The organism is Rothia nasimurium (assembly GCF_014217215.1).
Taxonomy (GTDB): Bacteria; Actinomycetota; Actinomycetes; order Actinomycetales; family Micrococcaceae; genus Rothia; species Rothia avistercoris.
The window spans coordinates 1,537,507-1,553,661 of the sequence record NZ_CP056080.1 but is presented as its reverse complement, the minus strand read 5'-3'; the positions used below and the strand labels follow the sequence as shown (position 1 = coordinate 1,553,661).

The following is a 16,155-nucleotide window of genomic DNA, read 5'->3' as shown; positions in this document are numbered from 1 at the left end:
AAGTGTGGATATCAAAAAGTTTGATTTACCGCCCGTAGCAGATAATGCTCCTGTGGTCATCAAGGTTGAGTCACTGGTCAAGCGATTCGTGCTGAGGCATACTCGCTCGATGAAAGAGGCCTTTGTCTGGCTGATGAAGGGCCGTAAGGGAGATTTGAACGAGAAGTTCAACGCCCTTAACGGAGTTTCTTTAGATATCCGCGAAGGCGAGCGCGTTGCCCTGCTGGGGTATAACGGCTCAGGCAAGTCCACCCTGCTCAAGCTGATTTCGGGTGTGATGCACCCGGATGAGGGCAGGGTGTTGACCGGCGGACGCATCGCTGGGCTTATCGAGGTTGGAGCAGGTTTCCACCCCGATTTGACCGGGCGTGACAACGTATACCTGAACGCTGCCATCCTTGGTATGAGCAGGGAACAGATTGAAGCAAAATTTGATGAAATTGTTGAATTCTCCGAAATCGGCAACTTTATCGATACCGAGGTTAAGTTCTACTCGTCGGGTATGTACCTGCGACTGGCTTTTGCTGTAGCTGTTCATACTGATCCGGAGATTTTCTTAGTGGATGAGATTCTGGCTGTGGGCGATGAACCCTTCCAGAAGAAATGCATCGCTAAGATTCGAGATCTGAGCGCTGAAGGGAAAACCCTGGTTGTGGTGAGCCATGACCTTAATTTGGTGGCAAAGATCTGTGAACGCGGAGTGGTCCTGGACCATGGCTCTAAGCAGTTCGATGGTCCTATCGACGAAGCGATTGAATTCATGAGGGCAAAATCCCACTAGGGGAGCCTTCCCCAAAAATACCCACAAGCTAGATAGCTTGTGGGTATTTTTGTGTGTTGTTACTAGTCAGTAACTAGTTGTGTGTCAAAACATTACGGTTTTGAGGGGGTGGGTTGAAAGTCTGTGGATGAAATGAGGGCCTCTAAATATTCTCCCTTATCAGAGAGGGAATTGCATGAAAGAGCTGGGGGCAGCGGCGGTGATTGTGCGTGGGTTATCCACAGGATGCGTTGAGTATGGTTGATTGTTTTGCCTAATCATCTGTATCTTGTTTGGTAATTCAACGACCAGTCGCAACGGAGCGTAAGGGGGGACAGATGCCTGAGATGCAAGCGGAGGCTTTAATTGAGGCGGACGTTCGTGATTTGATTCGTCGAAGCAGTATTGACCCGCTCGTACAGCAGGGGGAAGCTAAAGAACTGATTCAGCAGGCAATCGCGGACTATGAACGTCAGATGCTGCGTGGAGCAGTTCCACGGCTTGAGAATGCTGATGCCCTAATCAGCTCTCTATTCGATAAGGTGTGCGGTTTCGGTGAGATTCAGCAGTATCTAGATGATAGCTCTGTTGAAGAAATCTGGATCAATGCGCCGGATGAGATATTTGTGGCTCGCGCTGGGGAATCTGAACTAACCGGGCTGACCCTCAGCGAAGAACAAATTCGTGCTCTGGTAGAGCGTATGCTCAAGACTTCGGGGCGGCGCCTTGATTTGAGTACGCCTTTTGTCGATAGTTCCTTGCCTGATGGTTCTAGGCTTCACGTCGCTATACCGGATGTTACCCGCCGTCACTGGGCTATCAATATCCGCAAGTTTATCGCTAGAGCTACTAGGCTCAGTGACCTGGTGAAGCTAGGTTCCCTGAGTGCGGATGCTGCAAAGTTTTTAGATGCGGCAGTGGCCAGCGGGCTCAACTGCCTGATTTCCGGAGCTACTCAGGCAGGCAAAACAACTATGTTGAACTGCCTATCGGCATCGATCGGGATGAGAGAACGCGTTATCACCTGCGAGGAGATCTTTGAGTTGAAAATTCCGCTTCGTGATGTAGTGAATTTGCAGTGTCGTCAGCCAAACTTAGAGGGCCACGGCGAGATTCCCCTTCGACGTTTGGTGAAAGAAGCCTTACGAATGCGCCCGGACCGTTTAATCATCGGTGAGGTGCGTGAGGCTGAATCCCTCGATATGCTCATTGCGCTCAATTCCGGGCTCCCAGGGCTCTGCACTATCCACGCTAACTCTGCCCGCGATGCAGTTACTAAGATGTGTACCCTTCCCCTCTTGGCGGGCGATAACATTTCAAGTTCGTTTGTTGTTCCCACGGTAGCTTCTTGCTTTGACCTGGTAGTTCACTGCGATCGTAATCTGCGCGGTAAACGGCAGGTGCGAGAAATCCTCGCTGTCGGCAACCGAGTCGAAAACGGGGTGATTGAAACCAGTACCCTATTTAGGCGAGAGGGAGACCAACTAGTATGTGTGGCCTCAGAAGTGCCATCACCCGAGAAATTCATTCGCGCTGGCTTCGCCCCTGAGACCCTTCTCAATTGTGATGGGGCGCTGGCATGAGTGCTTTATTCGGGCTGATGTTCGGTATTGGTGCCCTCTTAATCTATATGTCCTTTTGGGAGCTCCCCGCCAGGGAGAAAAAAGAACGAAAAGTTCCGGCGATACAACAGTTGCTGCGCCAGGCAGACCTAGAAAAGTTCACGGTATCTATGTTTTATATGGTTTCCGCTGTAGCTGCTTTTGTCGCCATGGTACTGACCTTTGCGCTGACTTCACTGGTTCCTCTGGCTGTACTCGCTGCGGGTGTTGGGTTCTTTGGCCCCCGCCTGGTGGTCAAACACCGGGCTACTCAGCGGCAGGCTCAGCTGCGGGATTTATGGCCCGATGCGGTGGACCACCTGCGGTCAGCAATCCGTGCAGGGTTATCGCTTCCGGACGCCCTCATGCAGCTTCAGTACCGGGGGCCTGAGCCCCTGCGTCCGGCTTTTTCCAGCTTTGCTTCAGATTACCGTGCTAGCGGTGAGTTCCTTCCAGCCCTCAACCGTCTCAAGGACCGTTTGAGCGACCCCACCGCTGACAACATCATTGAAGCTCTCAAAGTCACTCGCGAGGTAGGCGGAACTGATTTAGGTCGCCTGTTAGGAACGTTAAGTACTTTCTTGCGTGAAAACAGCAGAACGCGATCTGAACTTGAGGCTAGACAGTCATGGACGGTCAACGCCGCCCGTCTTGCCTGTGTCGCCCCCTGGGTGGTCTTGGGCCTTATGGCTACCCAGCCGAGTACTATCAGAATTTACAACAGCTTTGCAGGTTTTGTGGTGCTCGCAAGTGGCCTAGCCCTGACCGTTATTGCATACAGGCTGATGATGCGTATTGGGGCCCTACCAGAAGAGAAGAGGGTACTGGCATGAACTTTTCCCTTCTCCTCGGCCTTTTCCTAGCGGCAGGAGTCTGGCTGGTGCTTTCGAGTATCTGGACCCAGCGCCGCGAGAGCTTTGCTGACCGTATAGCGCCCCAGCTTCGTGCCGCGGAGCTTAAGAAGAACCGCCCAGATACGCCGTATAGCACGCTGCCTGAGGGTGTGTACGGCGCAAGTGCGGCCCTTCTCGCCCCCTGGGTCGAAAAAGTTTACCGTGGGTTGGGTAGGGCTAGCTTTGATACGGTATCACTTGAAAAACGCCTTACCCAGTTAGGTGGGCATCTGACGGTTGTTGAGTATCGGGTACAACAGGTTTTGTGGAGTCTCGTGGCTACAGCGTCCTGTATCTGTCTGGTAGCTGTGGGACTTGCCCAGGGAAAAGTAAACCTTGTGCCCGGAATCCTCCTGATTGTATTAGGCGCCTGTGCCGGGTTCCTTGCTCGTGACTATTGGCTGTCCCAGCAGATTGCTCAACGGGAGAAAGCTATGCTGGCTGAGTTTCCTGCCTTGGCAGAGCTTATGGCCCTGTCCGTTACCGCGGGCGAATCAGCCATCGGTTCGCTTGAACGAGTAGTGCGTAGCTCGCAGGGCGAGCTTTCTCGTGAATTTCAGACCATCCTTGCGATGACGCGCTCCGGCGAATCACTGGTCTTTGCGTTGCAAAGCTTCTCACAACGGACGTCGGTGGCAGCCCTATCCCGGTTTGTAGACGGTCTTGTTGTAGCTATCGAGCGCGGCACACCTCTGGCAGACGTTCTGCGGGCCCAGGCACAAGATGTGCGTGACAACGCCAAACGAGAACTGATGGAGACGGCCGGAAAGAAAGAAATTGGAATGATGGCCCCCGTTGTCTTTCTGATTCTTCCCCTTACCGTACTTTTTGCGATGTTCCCAGGTCTTTCTCTTCTAAACCTCAATTTTTAATCCCGCCCGCTTGCGGGCAGTCCATACCCACCCACCCTATTCAAAGGAGAATCCCATGAAGAAGCTCATCACCGACACCTACCTCAAGGCCCTACTCGGTATTTTTGCTCCGCTGGCGAACCAGGACGACCCTGAACGCGGGGACGTGCCTGGCTGGGTGATGATAACCATGATGTCCGCGATACTCGTGGCCGCTATCTTGGTGGTTGCCCAGGACGCTCTCGTCAATATGTTCAATAACGCAATGTCAATGATTAACCGCTAGGAGAATCTCGTGAGAGCAGCGCCCCCTGAGGATGAGAGAGGTAACGCGACGGCGGAGTTCGTTATGGTATCCGCTCTGGTTGTTTTGCTTTTTCTTGGCGTCTTGCAGGTTGCCTTTGCCCTATTTACTCGTAACGTGCTGCAGGACGCGGCTTCTCAGGGGGCACGTTACGGAGCCATGCTCGACCGGGAACCTGCCGATGGGGAGGAACGGACGCGTGATTTGCTGTACTCAGTTCTTCCTGACCGGTATTCAACGACGATTAGTAGTTCCATCACCCAATGGCAGGGAGTAGAAGCTGTGCAGATTACCGTGACCGCCCCGGTTCCCCTGCTCGGTCCTTTTGGGGTAGCAGCTCAGTGGGAGGTGAGCGGGCATGCTGTGGTTCAGCGGTAAGTCCAATAGTAAAGCTGAAGAAGCGCAACGTACAGACCACCCTGAACAGGGCAGTGCCCTGGTTGAATTTATTGGTCTGGGTGCCCTACTGATGGTCCCAACAGTCTATTTTCTGCTGTCAGTTTTTGCCATGCAATCGGCTGCTTTTGCGGCATCTAATGCCAGCTCTCATGCTTTACAGGTGCTTCAGTTTCTGCCACCGGAGCAACGTAACCAATCTGCTGTTCAAACAGTTGCGGCGCTAACAGCTGGCGACTTTGGTCTAGACGCTAACACCGTTACCGCCACGTTGAGTTGCGAGGATGTCTGCGCTGCGGGGGAGCGGATGTCGGTGGACGTTACCGTCGAGGTCGGGTTGCCTCTGGTGCCCTGGCCAGGGGCACCGACTCTTGCCACTATGACCTCACAGGCTGTGAGTTGGGGAGGAGACTACTCATGACGCACTATAATCAGGTCCAGTTTCAGCAGGTGCCCTGTCCTGAGGTCGCCGAGAGCGAAGCTGAGCGGGGAAGCGTCCTTCCTCTCATCGTGGGGCTGTGCCTGGTACTTTTGCTGGTTGCTTCCACCGTCGTTGGAGTAAGTTCCGTCTACCTAGAAAGACAGCGCCTCCAGGCTCTAGCCGACCAAGCAGCGACGTCTGCCGCTCAGCACATTGAGGGCATCACAGCGGTAGGGGAGGCCCAGGCCCAGGCGACTCTCACCAGCGCCGGGGTGCAGGCATCCGCTCACACCTTTCTGCAAGAAAGCGGCGCCGGTGCCGACTTTTCCCACCTCACCTTAAACCCCGCAACCGGGGCGTCGGGAAACAACACCGCGGTAATCACTCTCTCAGCTAGGGCCCACCCACCACTTCTCTCTGTTGTATTACCAGACGGCATCGATATCACCGTTACCGGCCGGGCGCGCGTCATCACCACCCAAGACTAGAACAGAAGCGCTCTGCCCCGTCAGCGCAAAACAGGGGCAAAACCGGGCGCTTACCATCGTTTTCAGCTAGGGTTAATAGTCATGGCTACTTTAGATTTTTCTGCCCAGATCAAATCCCTGCGCTCAACCTACGCCTCCATCGAAGAGGTCAGCGACGTTGAGCAGCTGCGCGCTACCATCGCAGAACTCTCTGAAGCAGCCGGCGCCCCCGACCTCTGGGACGACCCCGACGCCGCCCAAAAGGTCACCTCCCAGCTCTCCCACAAACAGGCCGAACTCGATAAGCTCGTTAAACTGAGTCAGGCTATCGACGACCTTGAGGTCATGGTAGAACTCGCCGACGAAGAGGGCGACGCCGACACCCTTGCCGAAGCAGAAACCGAACTGCACGCTATCGAAAAGCGCCTAGCAGAACTCGAAGTAATCACCCTGCTCTCGGGCGAGTACGATCAGCGTGACGCTGTCGTCACCATCCGGGCAGGCGCCGGTGGCGTGGATGCCGCCGACTTTGCCGAGATGCTTCTGCGCATGTACCTGCGCTGGGCCGAGAAAAACGACTTCGATACTACGGTGATGGATACCTCCTACGCCGAAGAAGCCGGCCTTAAATCAGCAACCTTTGAGGTCAAAGCCCCCTACGCTTTCGGGCGCCTGTCGATTGAAGCGGGAACCCACCGCCTGGTGCGTATCTCTCCCTTCAATAGCCAGGGCAAGCGCATGACGTCCTTCGCTGCGGTGGAAGTCATCCCCCTCATCGAGCAGACCGACCACATCGAAATCCCCGAGTCTGAACTCAAGATCGATGTCTTCCGCTCATCTGGGCCCGGCGGTCAGTCCGTGAACACCACAGACTCCGCCGTCCGTATGACCCACATACCCACCGGCATCGTGGTCTCAATGCAGAACGAAAAGTCCCAGCTACAAAACCGAGCCGCAGCACTTCGCGTCCTGCAATCCCGCCTCCTCCTGCTCCGCAAAGAGCAAGAGGACGCCAAAAAGAAGGAACTTGCCGGTGACGTCAAAGCCTCCTGGGGCGACCAGATGCGATCCTACGTGCTCAACCCCTACCAGATGGTCAAAGACCTACGAACCAACTACGAAGAGGGAAACCCCAGCGCCGTATTCGACGGTGCGCTCGACGGTTTCATCGATGCCGGCGTGCGGTGGCGCGCGGCAGAACGACAGAAAAGAAAGAACGAAGAATAATCGTGGCTAAGAAAAAAGTAACGAAAGAAGACCCGAATAACCACACCATAGCGTCCAACCGCCGCGCTCGCCATAACTACAACATCGTAGAGACCTGGGAAGCAGGGCTGGTGCTTATGGGCACCGAGGTTAAATCCCTGCGCGATGGAGGAGCCTCGATTACCGACGGCTTCTGCCAGATGTACGGCAACGAGTTGTGGCTAGAAGGCATCCATATCGCTGAATACGGGCGCGGCTCCTGGACTAATCACGCTGCCCGTCGCCGCCGTAAACTGCTCATGCACCGCAGCGAAATTAACAAAATCGCTCAGAAGCTCAAGGAAAGCGGCTACACCGTCGTGCCCCTCAAGCTCTATTTCAGCAAGGGGCGCGCCAAGGTAGAAATTGCTCTGGCCACCGGTAAGCGTGATTACGACAAGCGCCAGGCCCTGCGTGAGCGTCAGGACAACCTCGAAGCTCAGCGTGCTATGCGCTATAAGAACCTGGGATAAGAACCTACTCGAAGGAGAGAAATGACCACCGGAAACAACAAGGAAAACCCCTACGGCGACTACGTGCCCGGGCAGTACAGCTCAGGTGCCTCAGGACAGGGCCAGCAGGACGCTTCACCCAGCTCTTCAAGCTACGGGCAGGAAGCTGCAGGGCAGGCAGCCCAGAATAATCCTTACGCCAGCGATAACACTCAGACCTATAACGGCTCCCAGCAGGCATACGGGGACTACAGTCAGCAGGGTAACAGCGCTTCCTCACAGCCCAGCTACTCGCAGCCTACCTATGCTCAGCCTAACTACGGCCAGCAGCCAGCCAGCTACCCTTCCTACGGGTATGACGCTTACGGCCAGCAGGTAGCCTCGGCACCCAAGGGACTTGCCATTACGTCGCTGATTCTAGGTATCCTATCCTTCCTGGGTGGCTGGATCATTCTGGGTGGCATCCTGGGCATCGTTGGTCTGGTGCTGGGTATTGTTGCCCTGCGTAAGACCAAGACCGGTGGCGGCGGTAAGGGCCTGGCTATTACCGGTATTGTTTTTAGCTCCCTGGGTATTCTTATTTCCCTGGCAATGCTTGTGTTCTTCGGCTGGATTTTCTCAGCTTTCGGTGAATGCATGGCCTACGCTGAGAACGAGGTTCTCATGGAACAGTGCATTAACCAGCAGCTGGGCCTTGAGGTCACAGATTCAAACAGCAACGTCTAATTCACCTGCCAGCTGGCTCTTTACAGCATGGAGAGCCAGCTGGTAGACTGGTACATCCGAGCTAATTGGGCCGGTGCCTTTCACTGATGAGTTGCGACTCGAAAGAGCACTGGAAAACGCTTAGCTTGGCGTTCTTTGATAAAAGAATATGGGGATGATCGGTTTCGACGATGTGAGTTGAGATGGATGAAGCGTGCCGAGGACGCAGGGTTATCTCGTTAACGCCCTCTGCAAAAAAATAAGTGCAGTATCTAAGCGCACTGACTTCGCACTCGCTGCCTAATAATCCCAGCGATGCAGTCTGGTAGCCTGAGCTTGCCTTTGGCTCAGCCCCTACCATCAGTTTAAAAGGCCACTGCTGCCCGTCCTTGTCGTAGGGCCGGGTGGGACTTTTATACGGCTAGGTTAGGCCTTGTAAGTGTTTGCGCAAGCAAGGTAGCCGAAAACACCGCTTTCACAAACTGCGCACGGAGAAGACCTGTTGACGCCACATCGGACCGGGGTTCGATTCCCCGCATCTCCACAGTATTGAGGCCCTCCGCCCGGATAATCCGGGCGGAGGGCCTTTTCTGTGTCTCTACGAGTTAGCGTTACTTCTTAGGCTCTACCGTGGGGATAGATGAAGTAGCAACCTTTTCCATGAGGTCAGCATCGGCATCACGAACCTGCTGATAGTTTTTCTGAGTGGTAAACGCTGCGGCAAGGAACGAGAGAACCGCGCACCCGATGAAGAAGTACATGGGCGAGGTGATATCGCCGGTGGCATTCACCAGGTAGGTTGCGATAAAGGGCGCTGAGCCACCGAAGACCGCAACGGGAATGTTGTAGCCCATGGAAATACCGGTGGCGCGAATGGACGTGGGAATCAGGTCGCTCATCACCGCGTAGGGTGTTGAAGAGTAGAGGCCAAAGAGCACACAAATCACCATAAAGGGCAGGAAAATTTCGGATGGCGTTGAGCCCGGGGCCGTGGTGAAGTACCAGTAGAGTGCGGGTATGGTGAGCGCAGAGGTTGCCATGAGGAACCAGCGCCGGCCGAAAATATCGGTTATCAGGCCACCCAGGGGCATGAGGGAGGCTGCCGTTAGACCGCCGATGGTGATGAACCAGAATCGGGTGTTAGCTGAGAATCCTAGATCCTTGACGAAGTAGGTGGAGGAGTAGGTCAAAATAAGGTAGAACATGCTTGCCAGTAGGGCGATGGAGCCTGCGACCAGGGTGATGTTGAGTTTCCACTGGAAGGTGGCACGGATGGGGCGCTTCTCTTGATGACCGGACTCTGCAATTGCCTCGAATTCGGCAGTGTCTTCAAGACGGGAGCGGATGAAGGCAGCGATGAGGCCGAGCGGGCCTGCAATGATGAAGGGAATGCGCCAGCCGTATTCCTGCATGGCAGCATCGCCCAGGATTGAGGCAAGACCGTTAGCCACGATGGAGCCCAAGATAAGGCCTGAGACTGCGATGGTCATGAGCAGAGAGGTAGCTAGGCCGCGACGTTCGGGACCGCCGTATTCGGCGACGTAGGAGGTGACGGTGCCGATTTCACCGCCCGCGGAGAGCCCCTGAAGGCAGCGTGCCAGAATCAGTAGAGCTGGGGCTACAAAACCGATGGTTTCGTAGGTGGGGAGCAGGCCAATCATGAAGGTGGAGCCCGACATGAGGAACATGACCAGGGCCATGGTGTTTTTGCGTCCGATGCGGTCACCGAGCGGGCCGAAGACGAAGCCGCCGAGGGGCCTCATAAAGAAGGAAAGTGCAAAGGTTGCGAAGGAGGCGAGCAGGGCTACGGCCGGTGTGTTGGCTGAGAAGAAAGCAGCGCCTACGTAGATGGCGACGAAGCCGTAGACACCGTAGTCGTACCATTCGATGAGGTGCCCGGCGATAGCCCCGATAAAGGCTTTACGCTTTTGCTTTGTGGTACGTACAGGCTGCATCACCTTTTCTGCTTTGAAGATAGCTTCTGTCATCTTGGGTTCCCTTGGTGTTGTTTGTGCGGACGCCCCCGGTGCGGTAGGCGTTCCACTAACAGTAATAATGTGATTTACATCATGGCAATGTGGGTTTTTTCATTACATGTTGTGCTCGTGTGTAATTTCCTACAATGGTGATATGAGTGAGATATCTTACATTAGGCTGGATGTATTGCTGCAGTCTTTGGCAGCGGAAAAGGACGCCCTGGTGGTGGGGGCAGTTGGTGCTGTTGTTGATGAGCTTCCTGAGTATCGTGCTGTGCCCCGCGAGGAGCTGGTTGAGAGCGTAGCCGGTGTTTTTGATGCGGCTATAGCCTGCTTGGGTAATTCTGCTTCTGTTGACGAGGTGTTGGGTGAGGGGGCGGGGAGCCTTTATGTGGTTGCTCCGCGCCGAAAATTGCAGGGGGTTTCTTTGGCTTCAGTCTTGAGGGCGCACCGTTTGGCTCTATCTGCAACCCAGAGTAGGTTGGCGCAAATGGCGGATGATTCTGGCTTGCCTCTTGAGGAGCGGTTGCGGGCGATGGGTGTGATCTGGGAGGTGGGTGAGTGGTTTATGATTCAGGTTGCTCGTGACTATGAGCCTGCGCAGCTTGCCGAATCTGAGCGACGAGGGGTTGAAAAGCGAGATTTCTTGACTCGTCTTTTCCAGGGATCATTGAGTGCTACGGAACAGCAGGTTCGCTCGAGTGGTTTGGGGTTACCTGGCGATCAAGAGTATCAGGTGGTTTTGGGGCGCGGGTTTGCGCCATGTGATTGGGTATCTGGGATTGAAGGAGCTTTTTCGTCGTTGCATGCGCCGGCTTTTGCTGATGACGTTGAGGGAGGCCTGGTGGGTGTGGTTCCGGCGCTGGAGAGTGCGGACGCTGCCACCTCCCGAGCGGTTGGCTGGCAGGAGCTTCGCGGTGGAGTTTTTGCTCCTGGGCGTCCTGTTCACATGGGTAATCTGGCGGCATCGTTGGAGGAAGCTCGAACTGTCTTGGCCTCATTAGAGCCGGGTAGAGTAGGGTGTTTTGATGTGCGCAGCCGAGGATGGCGTCTGGCTGTTGCTTGTATCCCTTGGCTGGGGGATCTTCTAGGACAATCTTTAGTGGAGCCTCTGCATGATAGTCGCGGCGTTGGGGAATCTTTGCTGGTATATGTATGGGCGTTTTTGGAGCATGGTCGTAGTTATCGTGATGCTGCCCAGGCTCTTTATATCCATGAGAATACTTTGCGTAATAAGGTTGCAAAATTTGAGCAGATAACCGGCCGTGGTCTGAGTGATATTAATACCTGTATCGAACTAATGTGGCTGCGGCACGACATGGCCCTGAAGGGCGCTCTTGGTGTAGGTGATTCAGTCTAAAACACCTTATCAATAAGGTTATATGGACTATTTTAAGTGATTATTAAGAGGCTTTATTTGAAGTGGAATAAGAGGGCGTTGGGTGACAAAATAATACATAGTTATAAAATATTGTTGACCTTCAGCGATAGACATTACTTACCCACTATTTTTTGAGAGGGCTACCATGTCACGCCTTGTGACTGTATATGCTCAGGCAGAAACCATCCGCCAGCATGCCACCGCAGGTGCTGAAGGCACCGCTTATGAAGGAAAGACCTATGCTGAGCTGGGTACTATGGTGCGCGAAGCTCAGGATGCTGGCGATGAGGCACTATCAGAAGAACTTCAGACCCGCCGCAACCTGGTGATAGACGCTTCTTTCTTGCGCGCTTCTCTCTTCACCTCGGTTGTTTCCTTCGGTGTATCAGCCCTGGTCATACCTCTGCAAGGTGCATGGAAGCGGGGCTGAAGTCTATATCGAAGAGTAACGGGTGCTGGTAAGCTGACCATAGAATAAAGCCCATCTGACACGGCGGTTTCGTGAAGAAAGAGGATATTGTGAGCACCCAGCCCCCCGCATACCCCCAGTCGCAAGCACCCGCGGGCACAGGCGTCCTTCTGCTTCCTTCGCTGGACTACGAAACCCTCGGCGAACCTACCCAGTACCGGGTACCTGATGCCCACCGCCGGCCCTATGGGGCAATGGTGCGTGACAAGCGAGGCCGTGGCTACTACCAGGCGGTTATGGCACTATCGGTGGGCGTAGTGAGCTGGCTTGTAGTGCTTATGGCGGGAGTTTTTTCCCTGCTGGCTCTCATCCCTGCGGTGGCGGCTATCGTTCTGGGTATCAAAGCCTTACGCGCTCGCAAGCGTAACCCGCGTACCCGTTTTTATGGGCAGACAGCCGGTATGGCCTGGGGCGGCATTGCCTTGGGTATTCTCTGCATTCCGGTGGCGGTCTTCTTTTACTTCATGGCGAGCTGGTTCCTGAACGGGGCTGAAACCGCAAACTGCGAAATCACCCACGCCGGGGACGAAGAAGCTATCGCGCGCTGCATCGAGAGCAACACCAGCTACTAAAAATGAGTGGGAGTCTGCAGCGACTCTTATTCTTCCACTAATCATCGAGAGGGCCCATCGCAACGATAGGGCTGTGAGCTCCACCTCAATCGCGTTATGATGGGGGAAAGCGCCCCCAGCATGCCCAGGAGCACCCCGTGACTGAATCAGAAGCACCCGCAGGCCGCTACGAGCAGGACGGCCACGCCCCGCGTTTCACCCCGGCTGACCCAGCCCACCCCACAACCGACGAAATCCCCTTCATCTACCCGGCCCACTGGGAGGCGGACGTCGTTTTGCGCGACGGAGCCACCGCGAACCTGCGCCCCGTCGTCCCTACCGACCGGGCAGCCCTCGAAAAAATGTACGCGGGCCAGTCAGAGCGCACTATCTACCTGCGTTTCTTCACCCACAAACCCACCCTGAGCGACAAAGAACTGACCCGGTTCACCACGGTGGACCACAATAACCGGGTCGCCTTCGTCATCATGCTGGGTGATGAAATGATCGGCATCGGCCGATACGACCGCACCCACAACCCCAACGAGGCCGAAGTGGCCTTTATGATTTCCGATGCCCACCAGGGGCGCGGCATCGGGTCAATCCTGCTAGAACACCTTGCCGCAGCTGCTAACGAGCGCGGTATCGACAGGTTCAGCGCCGAAGTTCTGCCGCAGAACCGCAAAATGCTTAACGTCTTCACCGATGCGGGCTACGAGATTTCCCGCGAATTTGAAGACGGCCTGGTTATGGTCTACTTCAACATCGACCCCACCGACCGCTCCCGCAGCGTGATGGAAGCCCGCGAGCACCGTGCCGAAGCCAAATCTATCGCCGAGCTCCTTGCCCCAGACAACGTTGCTGTGATCGGTACAGCACCCCGCTGGGAGGCCAACGGTCACAAGGTCATTAAAACCCTGGTGGAAGGCGGATTCACCGGCGCCCTCTACGGCGTTAACGAGGACCAGCTACCTGCCGGTGAGGTGCCCGTTTACCCCAGCATCGGTGAAGTGCCGGCCCGTGTAGATTTAGCTATTATCGCCGTCCCCATCGCCGAGGTAGCCGCAGCCGTAGAAGCCTGCGGCGAGGCGGGCGTCCGTGGCGTCCTCATCTATACCTCCGGCTACGCGGACGACGGGGCCCGCGGCCGCGCCCGTCAAAAAGCCCTGGTGAAATCGGCTCGTAGTCACGGTATGCGCGTCATCGGCCCTGCCTCCTTTGGCCTGCTGAACAATAACCCGGGCGTCCGCCTTGACGCCACCATCAGCGCCCAGGACCCCAAGCCCGGCGCCCTGGGTCTCTTTAGCCAGTCCTCAGCTATCGGCGCCATGTTCTCTAATACCGCCGTCAAGCGCAATATCGGTGTATCGTCCCTGGTCTCAGCAGGCAACCGCGCCGATGTGTCGGGTAACGACATCATGCAGTACTGGGAAGACGACGAAGCAACCCGCGTCTGCGCCCTCTACCTTGAATCTATCGGCAACCCCCGAAAGTTCTCCCGTATCGCCCGCAGGCTCTCCCGCGTCAAACCCGTACTCGTGGCCAAGAACGCTGTGACCGGCCAGCAGCTCCCTCCCGGGCATTCGGGGCGAACCTCCATCGCCCCCACCGAAGCCCTGGACGCCATGTTCAAGCAGGCTGGAGTCATCAGCGCCGAAACCTTTGACCAGGTGCTCGATGTGGCCCAGGTGCTGGTCTCCCAGCCCCTTCCCGCTGGGCGGCGCGTGGCTATCCTCTCCAACGCCTCAGCCCTGGGACAGATTATCGCCGACAAATCCGAGGCCCTGAATATCGATGTGCGGGTGACCGAGTCCATGCTGAGGCTCACCGATGACGGTATCGACGGGCTAGAGGTACTTGAAGACGTGGCAACCAGCGCCCTCGAAGCATCAGATATTGATGCGGCTATCGGAGTCTTCCTCACCGGCGACTCTATCGACCCCAAGGATGTTGCCCGCGTCCTATACCGCGCAGGCAAGCGCACCGGAAAACCCGTGGTTGTTGCCTTCCCCGGCACGCTCAGCTTTGACGCAGCCCTTCGCGGAATCTGGGAAGACCCGGATGGGCGGACGCCCGCCCCGGCAGAGCGCGGCACAGCGGGGGAGAGCACCCCCGTCCTGCAAGAAGGGCTGCCCTGCTTTGAGTCACCGGGGGCTTCTATACTGGCTTTGGCAAGCGTCATGGACTATGTGGAGTGGCGGGAGAAAGAAACCGGGGTACTGGCTACTCCTGAGAATGTCAGCCCCAAGGCTGCGGCCGCTGACATTGCCCAGCACCTGACCCAGGTGAGCGGTGAGAACCTGCTCGATGTATCGGCCTCTGCCACCGAAGAACTCCTTGCCCACTACGGCATTAGCCTGCTACCCGAATATGGCTTTGACACCGCAGAAGAAGCCGTTGAGGCCGCTGCCCGGGCGGGTGGCTACCCGGTCGTTTTGAAAACCACAGACGACTTCCTGCGCCACCGCATAGACCTGGGCGGTGTGCGCCTGGGCATCGAAAGCGACGCCGAACTCATCAGCGAAATAGCCCAAATGCACCGTGTGCTCGAACCCTACGGTAGATTCGACCTCACCGTGCAGAAACAGGCCCCGGCCGGTCAAACAGCGGTACTCACCGGTATCGAAGACCCCCTGATCGGCCCCGTGGTCTCCTTCGGCATGGCAGGGGACGCTACCAGTTTGCTGGAAGACTGGGCCCACCGCATCCCACCGCTGACCGAACGAGATGTCTACAAGATGGTGCGCTCGCCCAAGGCAGCAGCCAAGCTCTTTGCCGACGGTGACCTGCCCCAGGTGCGGGTTGACCTGCTCGAAGACCTCTGCGCCCGGGTAGCCCTGATGAAAGATAACCACCCCGAGATCGCTTACCTTGAGCTCAATCCCGTCCTGCTCTCACAGGAGACCCTCACGGTGGTGGGTGCCAAGATACGCCTGGGCAACCCCCAGCAGCGCACCGATTCTGCCCGCCGAACTATGAGCAGCTAAGTGTAACCTAGTCATGACCTAAGATGGAGGGTAGACCTACCGGCCATATCTACCCTAGAAAGAGACGAGACGATGAACCTCAGCGCAGCCGAAGCCCTCACCAGGGATATTCAGCAGGCAGGCTTTTACCCCGAGCTCGTCCTCGATACGGTCGATGAAGCCCTGGCTAAGCTGGTACCTACCTCGCACCTGGTTCAGGTAGAGACCCATTTTGACCAGAACGAGGTGCACCGTCACATTACGGTGCTGGTGCTGGCCGGTCAGATGCTCCTGGTCGCCCACCTGGATGACCAGAACCTCGACGAAAGCGGCCAGCAGGTGCTTGCCCACGTGTCGGTTGAGACCCTGCACGTGAGCCGTATTCGAACACTGACCATCAGTTACACCTACCCGCAGCCCCAGCACTACCGGGCCGGTAGCCCCGTTTCAGAGGTTTCGATGCTGATTGCCTGGACGGGCTCCCAGCGCCTTGACGTACAACCGGCAGACTGCCCCGACCCCGCCTGCGACGCCGACCACGGCTACACCGGTATGGGCCCGAGGGAAGACATGCTCCTGCGCGTTAGCGCCCCGGCCGATGGGGAAGAGGCTACCGCCCAGGCTAGGAGCTTCGCCCGCGCACTGCGCTCTGCCCACATGGCAGCAATGAACCAGGTAGCCGCCCCTGTAGGCGGCTTAGCGCAGGCAGGGGCCTAA

General features: G+C 56.3%; 17 protein-coding genes and 1 other RNA gene. 17 read left to right on the top strand and 1 reads right to left on the bottom strand.

All coding sequences use genetic code 11. From position 1 onward, the window contains the following. The first annotated feature begins 4 nt into the window (after positions 1–4). The 12 genes from HWU94_RS07130 to ssrA all read left to right on the top strand — a co-directional run bounded on the left by HWU94_RS07130 (position 5) and on the right by ssrA (position 8,642). On the top strand, positions 5–781 hold the full coding sequence (locus HWU94_RS07130) for an ABC transporter ATP-binding protein (protein WP_185173105.1): 777 nt from the start codon (positions 5–7) through the stop codon (positions 779–781). 326 nt (positions 782–1,107) lie between these two features. Then, positions 1,108–2,343, top strand: coding sequence for a CpaF family protein (locus tag HWU94_RS07125; protein ID WP_185174813.1), 1,236 nt, complete (start codon positions 1,108–1,110; stop codon positions 2,341–2,343). After that, entirely contained in the window at positions 2,340–3,194 is an 855-nt protein-coding gene (locus tag HWU94_RS07120) for a type II secretion system F family protein (RefSeq protein WP_185173104.1), read from the top strand. The genes HWU94_RS07125 and HWU94_RS07120 overlap by 4 nt, the downstream gene beginning before the upstream one ends. Next, positions 3,191–4,126, top strand: a complete 936-nt coding sequence (locus HWU94_RS07115; protein WP_185173103.1) for a type II secretion system F family protein — start codon at positions 3,191–3,193, stop codon at positions 4,124–4,126. Before HWU94_RS07120 ends, HWU94_RS07115 begins: the two co-directional genes overlap by 4 nt. Before the next feature lie 55 nt (positions 4,127–4,181). After that, positions 4,182–4,391: a hypothetical protein gene (locus HWU94_RS07110; RefSeq protein ID WP_185174877.1), complete on the top strand. Its 210-nt coding sequence runs from the start codon at positions 4,182–4,184 to the stop codon at positions 4,389–4,391. 9 nt (positions 4,392–4,400) lie between these two features. Continuing rightward, the gene (locus HWU94_RS07105) at positions 4,401–4,787 is read left to right on the top strand and encodes a TadE/TadG family type IV pilus assembly protein (RefSeq protein WP_244955920.1); all 387 of its coding nucleotides are present in this window, start codon (positions 4,401–4,403) and stop codon (positions 4,785–4,787) included. Further along, entirely contained in the window at positions 4,768–5,226 is a 459-nt protein-coding gene (locus tag HWU94_RS07100) for a hypothetical protein (protein ID WP_185173102.1), read from the top strand. The genes HWU94_RS07105 and HWU94_RS07100 overlap by 20 nt, the downstream gene beginning before the upstream one ends. Further along, the gene (locus tag HWU94_RS07095; protein ID WP_185173101.1) at positions 5,223–5,714 is read left to right on the top strand and encodes a pilus assembly protein TadG-related protein; all 492 of its coding nucleotides are present in this window, start codon (positions 5,223–5,225) and stop codon (positions 5,712–5,714) included. Before HWU94_RS07100 ends, HWU94_RS07095 begins: the two co-directional genes overlap by 4 nt. Positions 5,715–5,795: 81 nt before the next feature. Continuing rightward, a complete protein-coding gene (prfB, locus tag HWU94_RS07090; protein WP_185173100.1) occupies positions 5,796–6,920 on the top strand; it encodes a peptide chain release factor 2 in 1,125 nt (374 codons plus the stop codon). After that, positions 6,917–7,411 (top strand): SsrA-binding protein SmpB, encoded by a 495-nt coding sequence (smpB, locus tag HWU94_RS07085; RefSeq protein WP_135012007.1) that lies wholly within the window; start codon positions 6,917–6,919, stop codon positions 7,409–7,411. The genes prfB and smpB overlap by 4 nt, the downstream gene beginning before the upstream one ends. 21 nt (positions 7,412–7,432) lie before the next feature. After that, on the top strand, positions 7,433–8,116 hold the full coding sequence (locus HWU94_RS07080) for a DUF4190 domain-containing protein (RefSeq protein ID WP_185173099.1): 684 nt from the start codon (positions 7,433–7,435) through the stop codon (positions 8,114–8,116). A gap of 150 nt (positions 8,117–8,266) precedes the next feature. Next, positions 8,267–8,642, top strand: a transfer-messenger RNA (tmRNA) gene (gene ssrA, locus HWU94_RS07075). A gap of 64 nt (positions 8,643–8,706) precedes the next feature. Here ssrA and HWU94_RS07070 read toward each other — a convergent pair. After that, a complete protein-coding gene (locus HWU94_RS07070; protein WP_185173098.1) occupies positions 8,707–10,083 on the bottom strand; it encodes an MFS transporter in 1,377 nt (458 codons plus the stop codon). A gap of 142 nt (positions 10,084–10,225) precedes the next feature. Here HWU94_RS07070 and HWU94_RS07065 point away from each other — a divergent pair, with 142 nt between their 5' ends. The 5 genes from HWU94_RS07065 to HWU94_RS07045 all read left to right on the top strand — a co-directional run bounded on the left by HWU94_RS07065 (position 10,226) and on the right by HWU94_RS07045 (position 16,155). Continuing rightward, complete coding sequence (locus tag HWU94_RS07065) at positions 10,226–11,431, top strand: CdaR family transcriptional regulator (RefSeq protein WP_185173097.1); 1,206 nt, start codon at positions 10,226–10,228, stop codon at positions 11,429–11,431. Between the two features lie 166 nt (positions 11,432–11,597). Further along, the gene (locus HWU94_RS07060) at positions 11,598–11,882 is read left to right on the top strand and encodes a hypothetical protein (RefSeq protein ID WP_185173096.1); all 285 of its coding nucleotides are present in this window, start codon (positions 11,598–11,600) and stop codon (positions 11,880–11,882) included. An 89-nt stretch (positions 11,883–11,971) separates the two neighbouring features. Then, positions 11,972–12,493, top strand: coding sequence for a DUF4190 domain-containing protein (locus tag HWU94_RS07055; RefSeq protein WP_185173095.1), 522 nt, complete (start codon positions 11,972–11,974; stop codon positions 12,491–12,493). Positions 12,494–12,630: 137 nt separating this feature from the next. Further along, a complete protein-coding gene (locus HWU94_RS07050; protein WP_342355177.1) occupies positions 12,631–15,459 on the top strand; it encodes a GNAT family N-acetyltransferase in 2,829 nt (942 codons plus the stop codon). Between the two features lie 72 nt (positions 15,460–15,531). Further along, positions 15,532–16,155 carry a DUF5998 family protein gene (locus tag HWU94_RS07045; protein WP_185173094.1) on the top strand — a complete coding sequence of 208 codons (624 nt, stop codon included), beginning with the start codon at positions 15,532–15,534 and terminating at the stop codon, positions 16,153–16,155.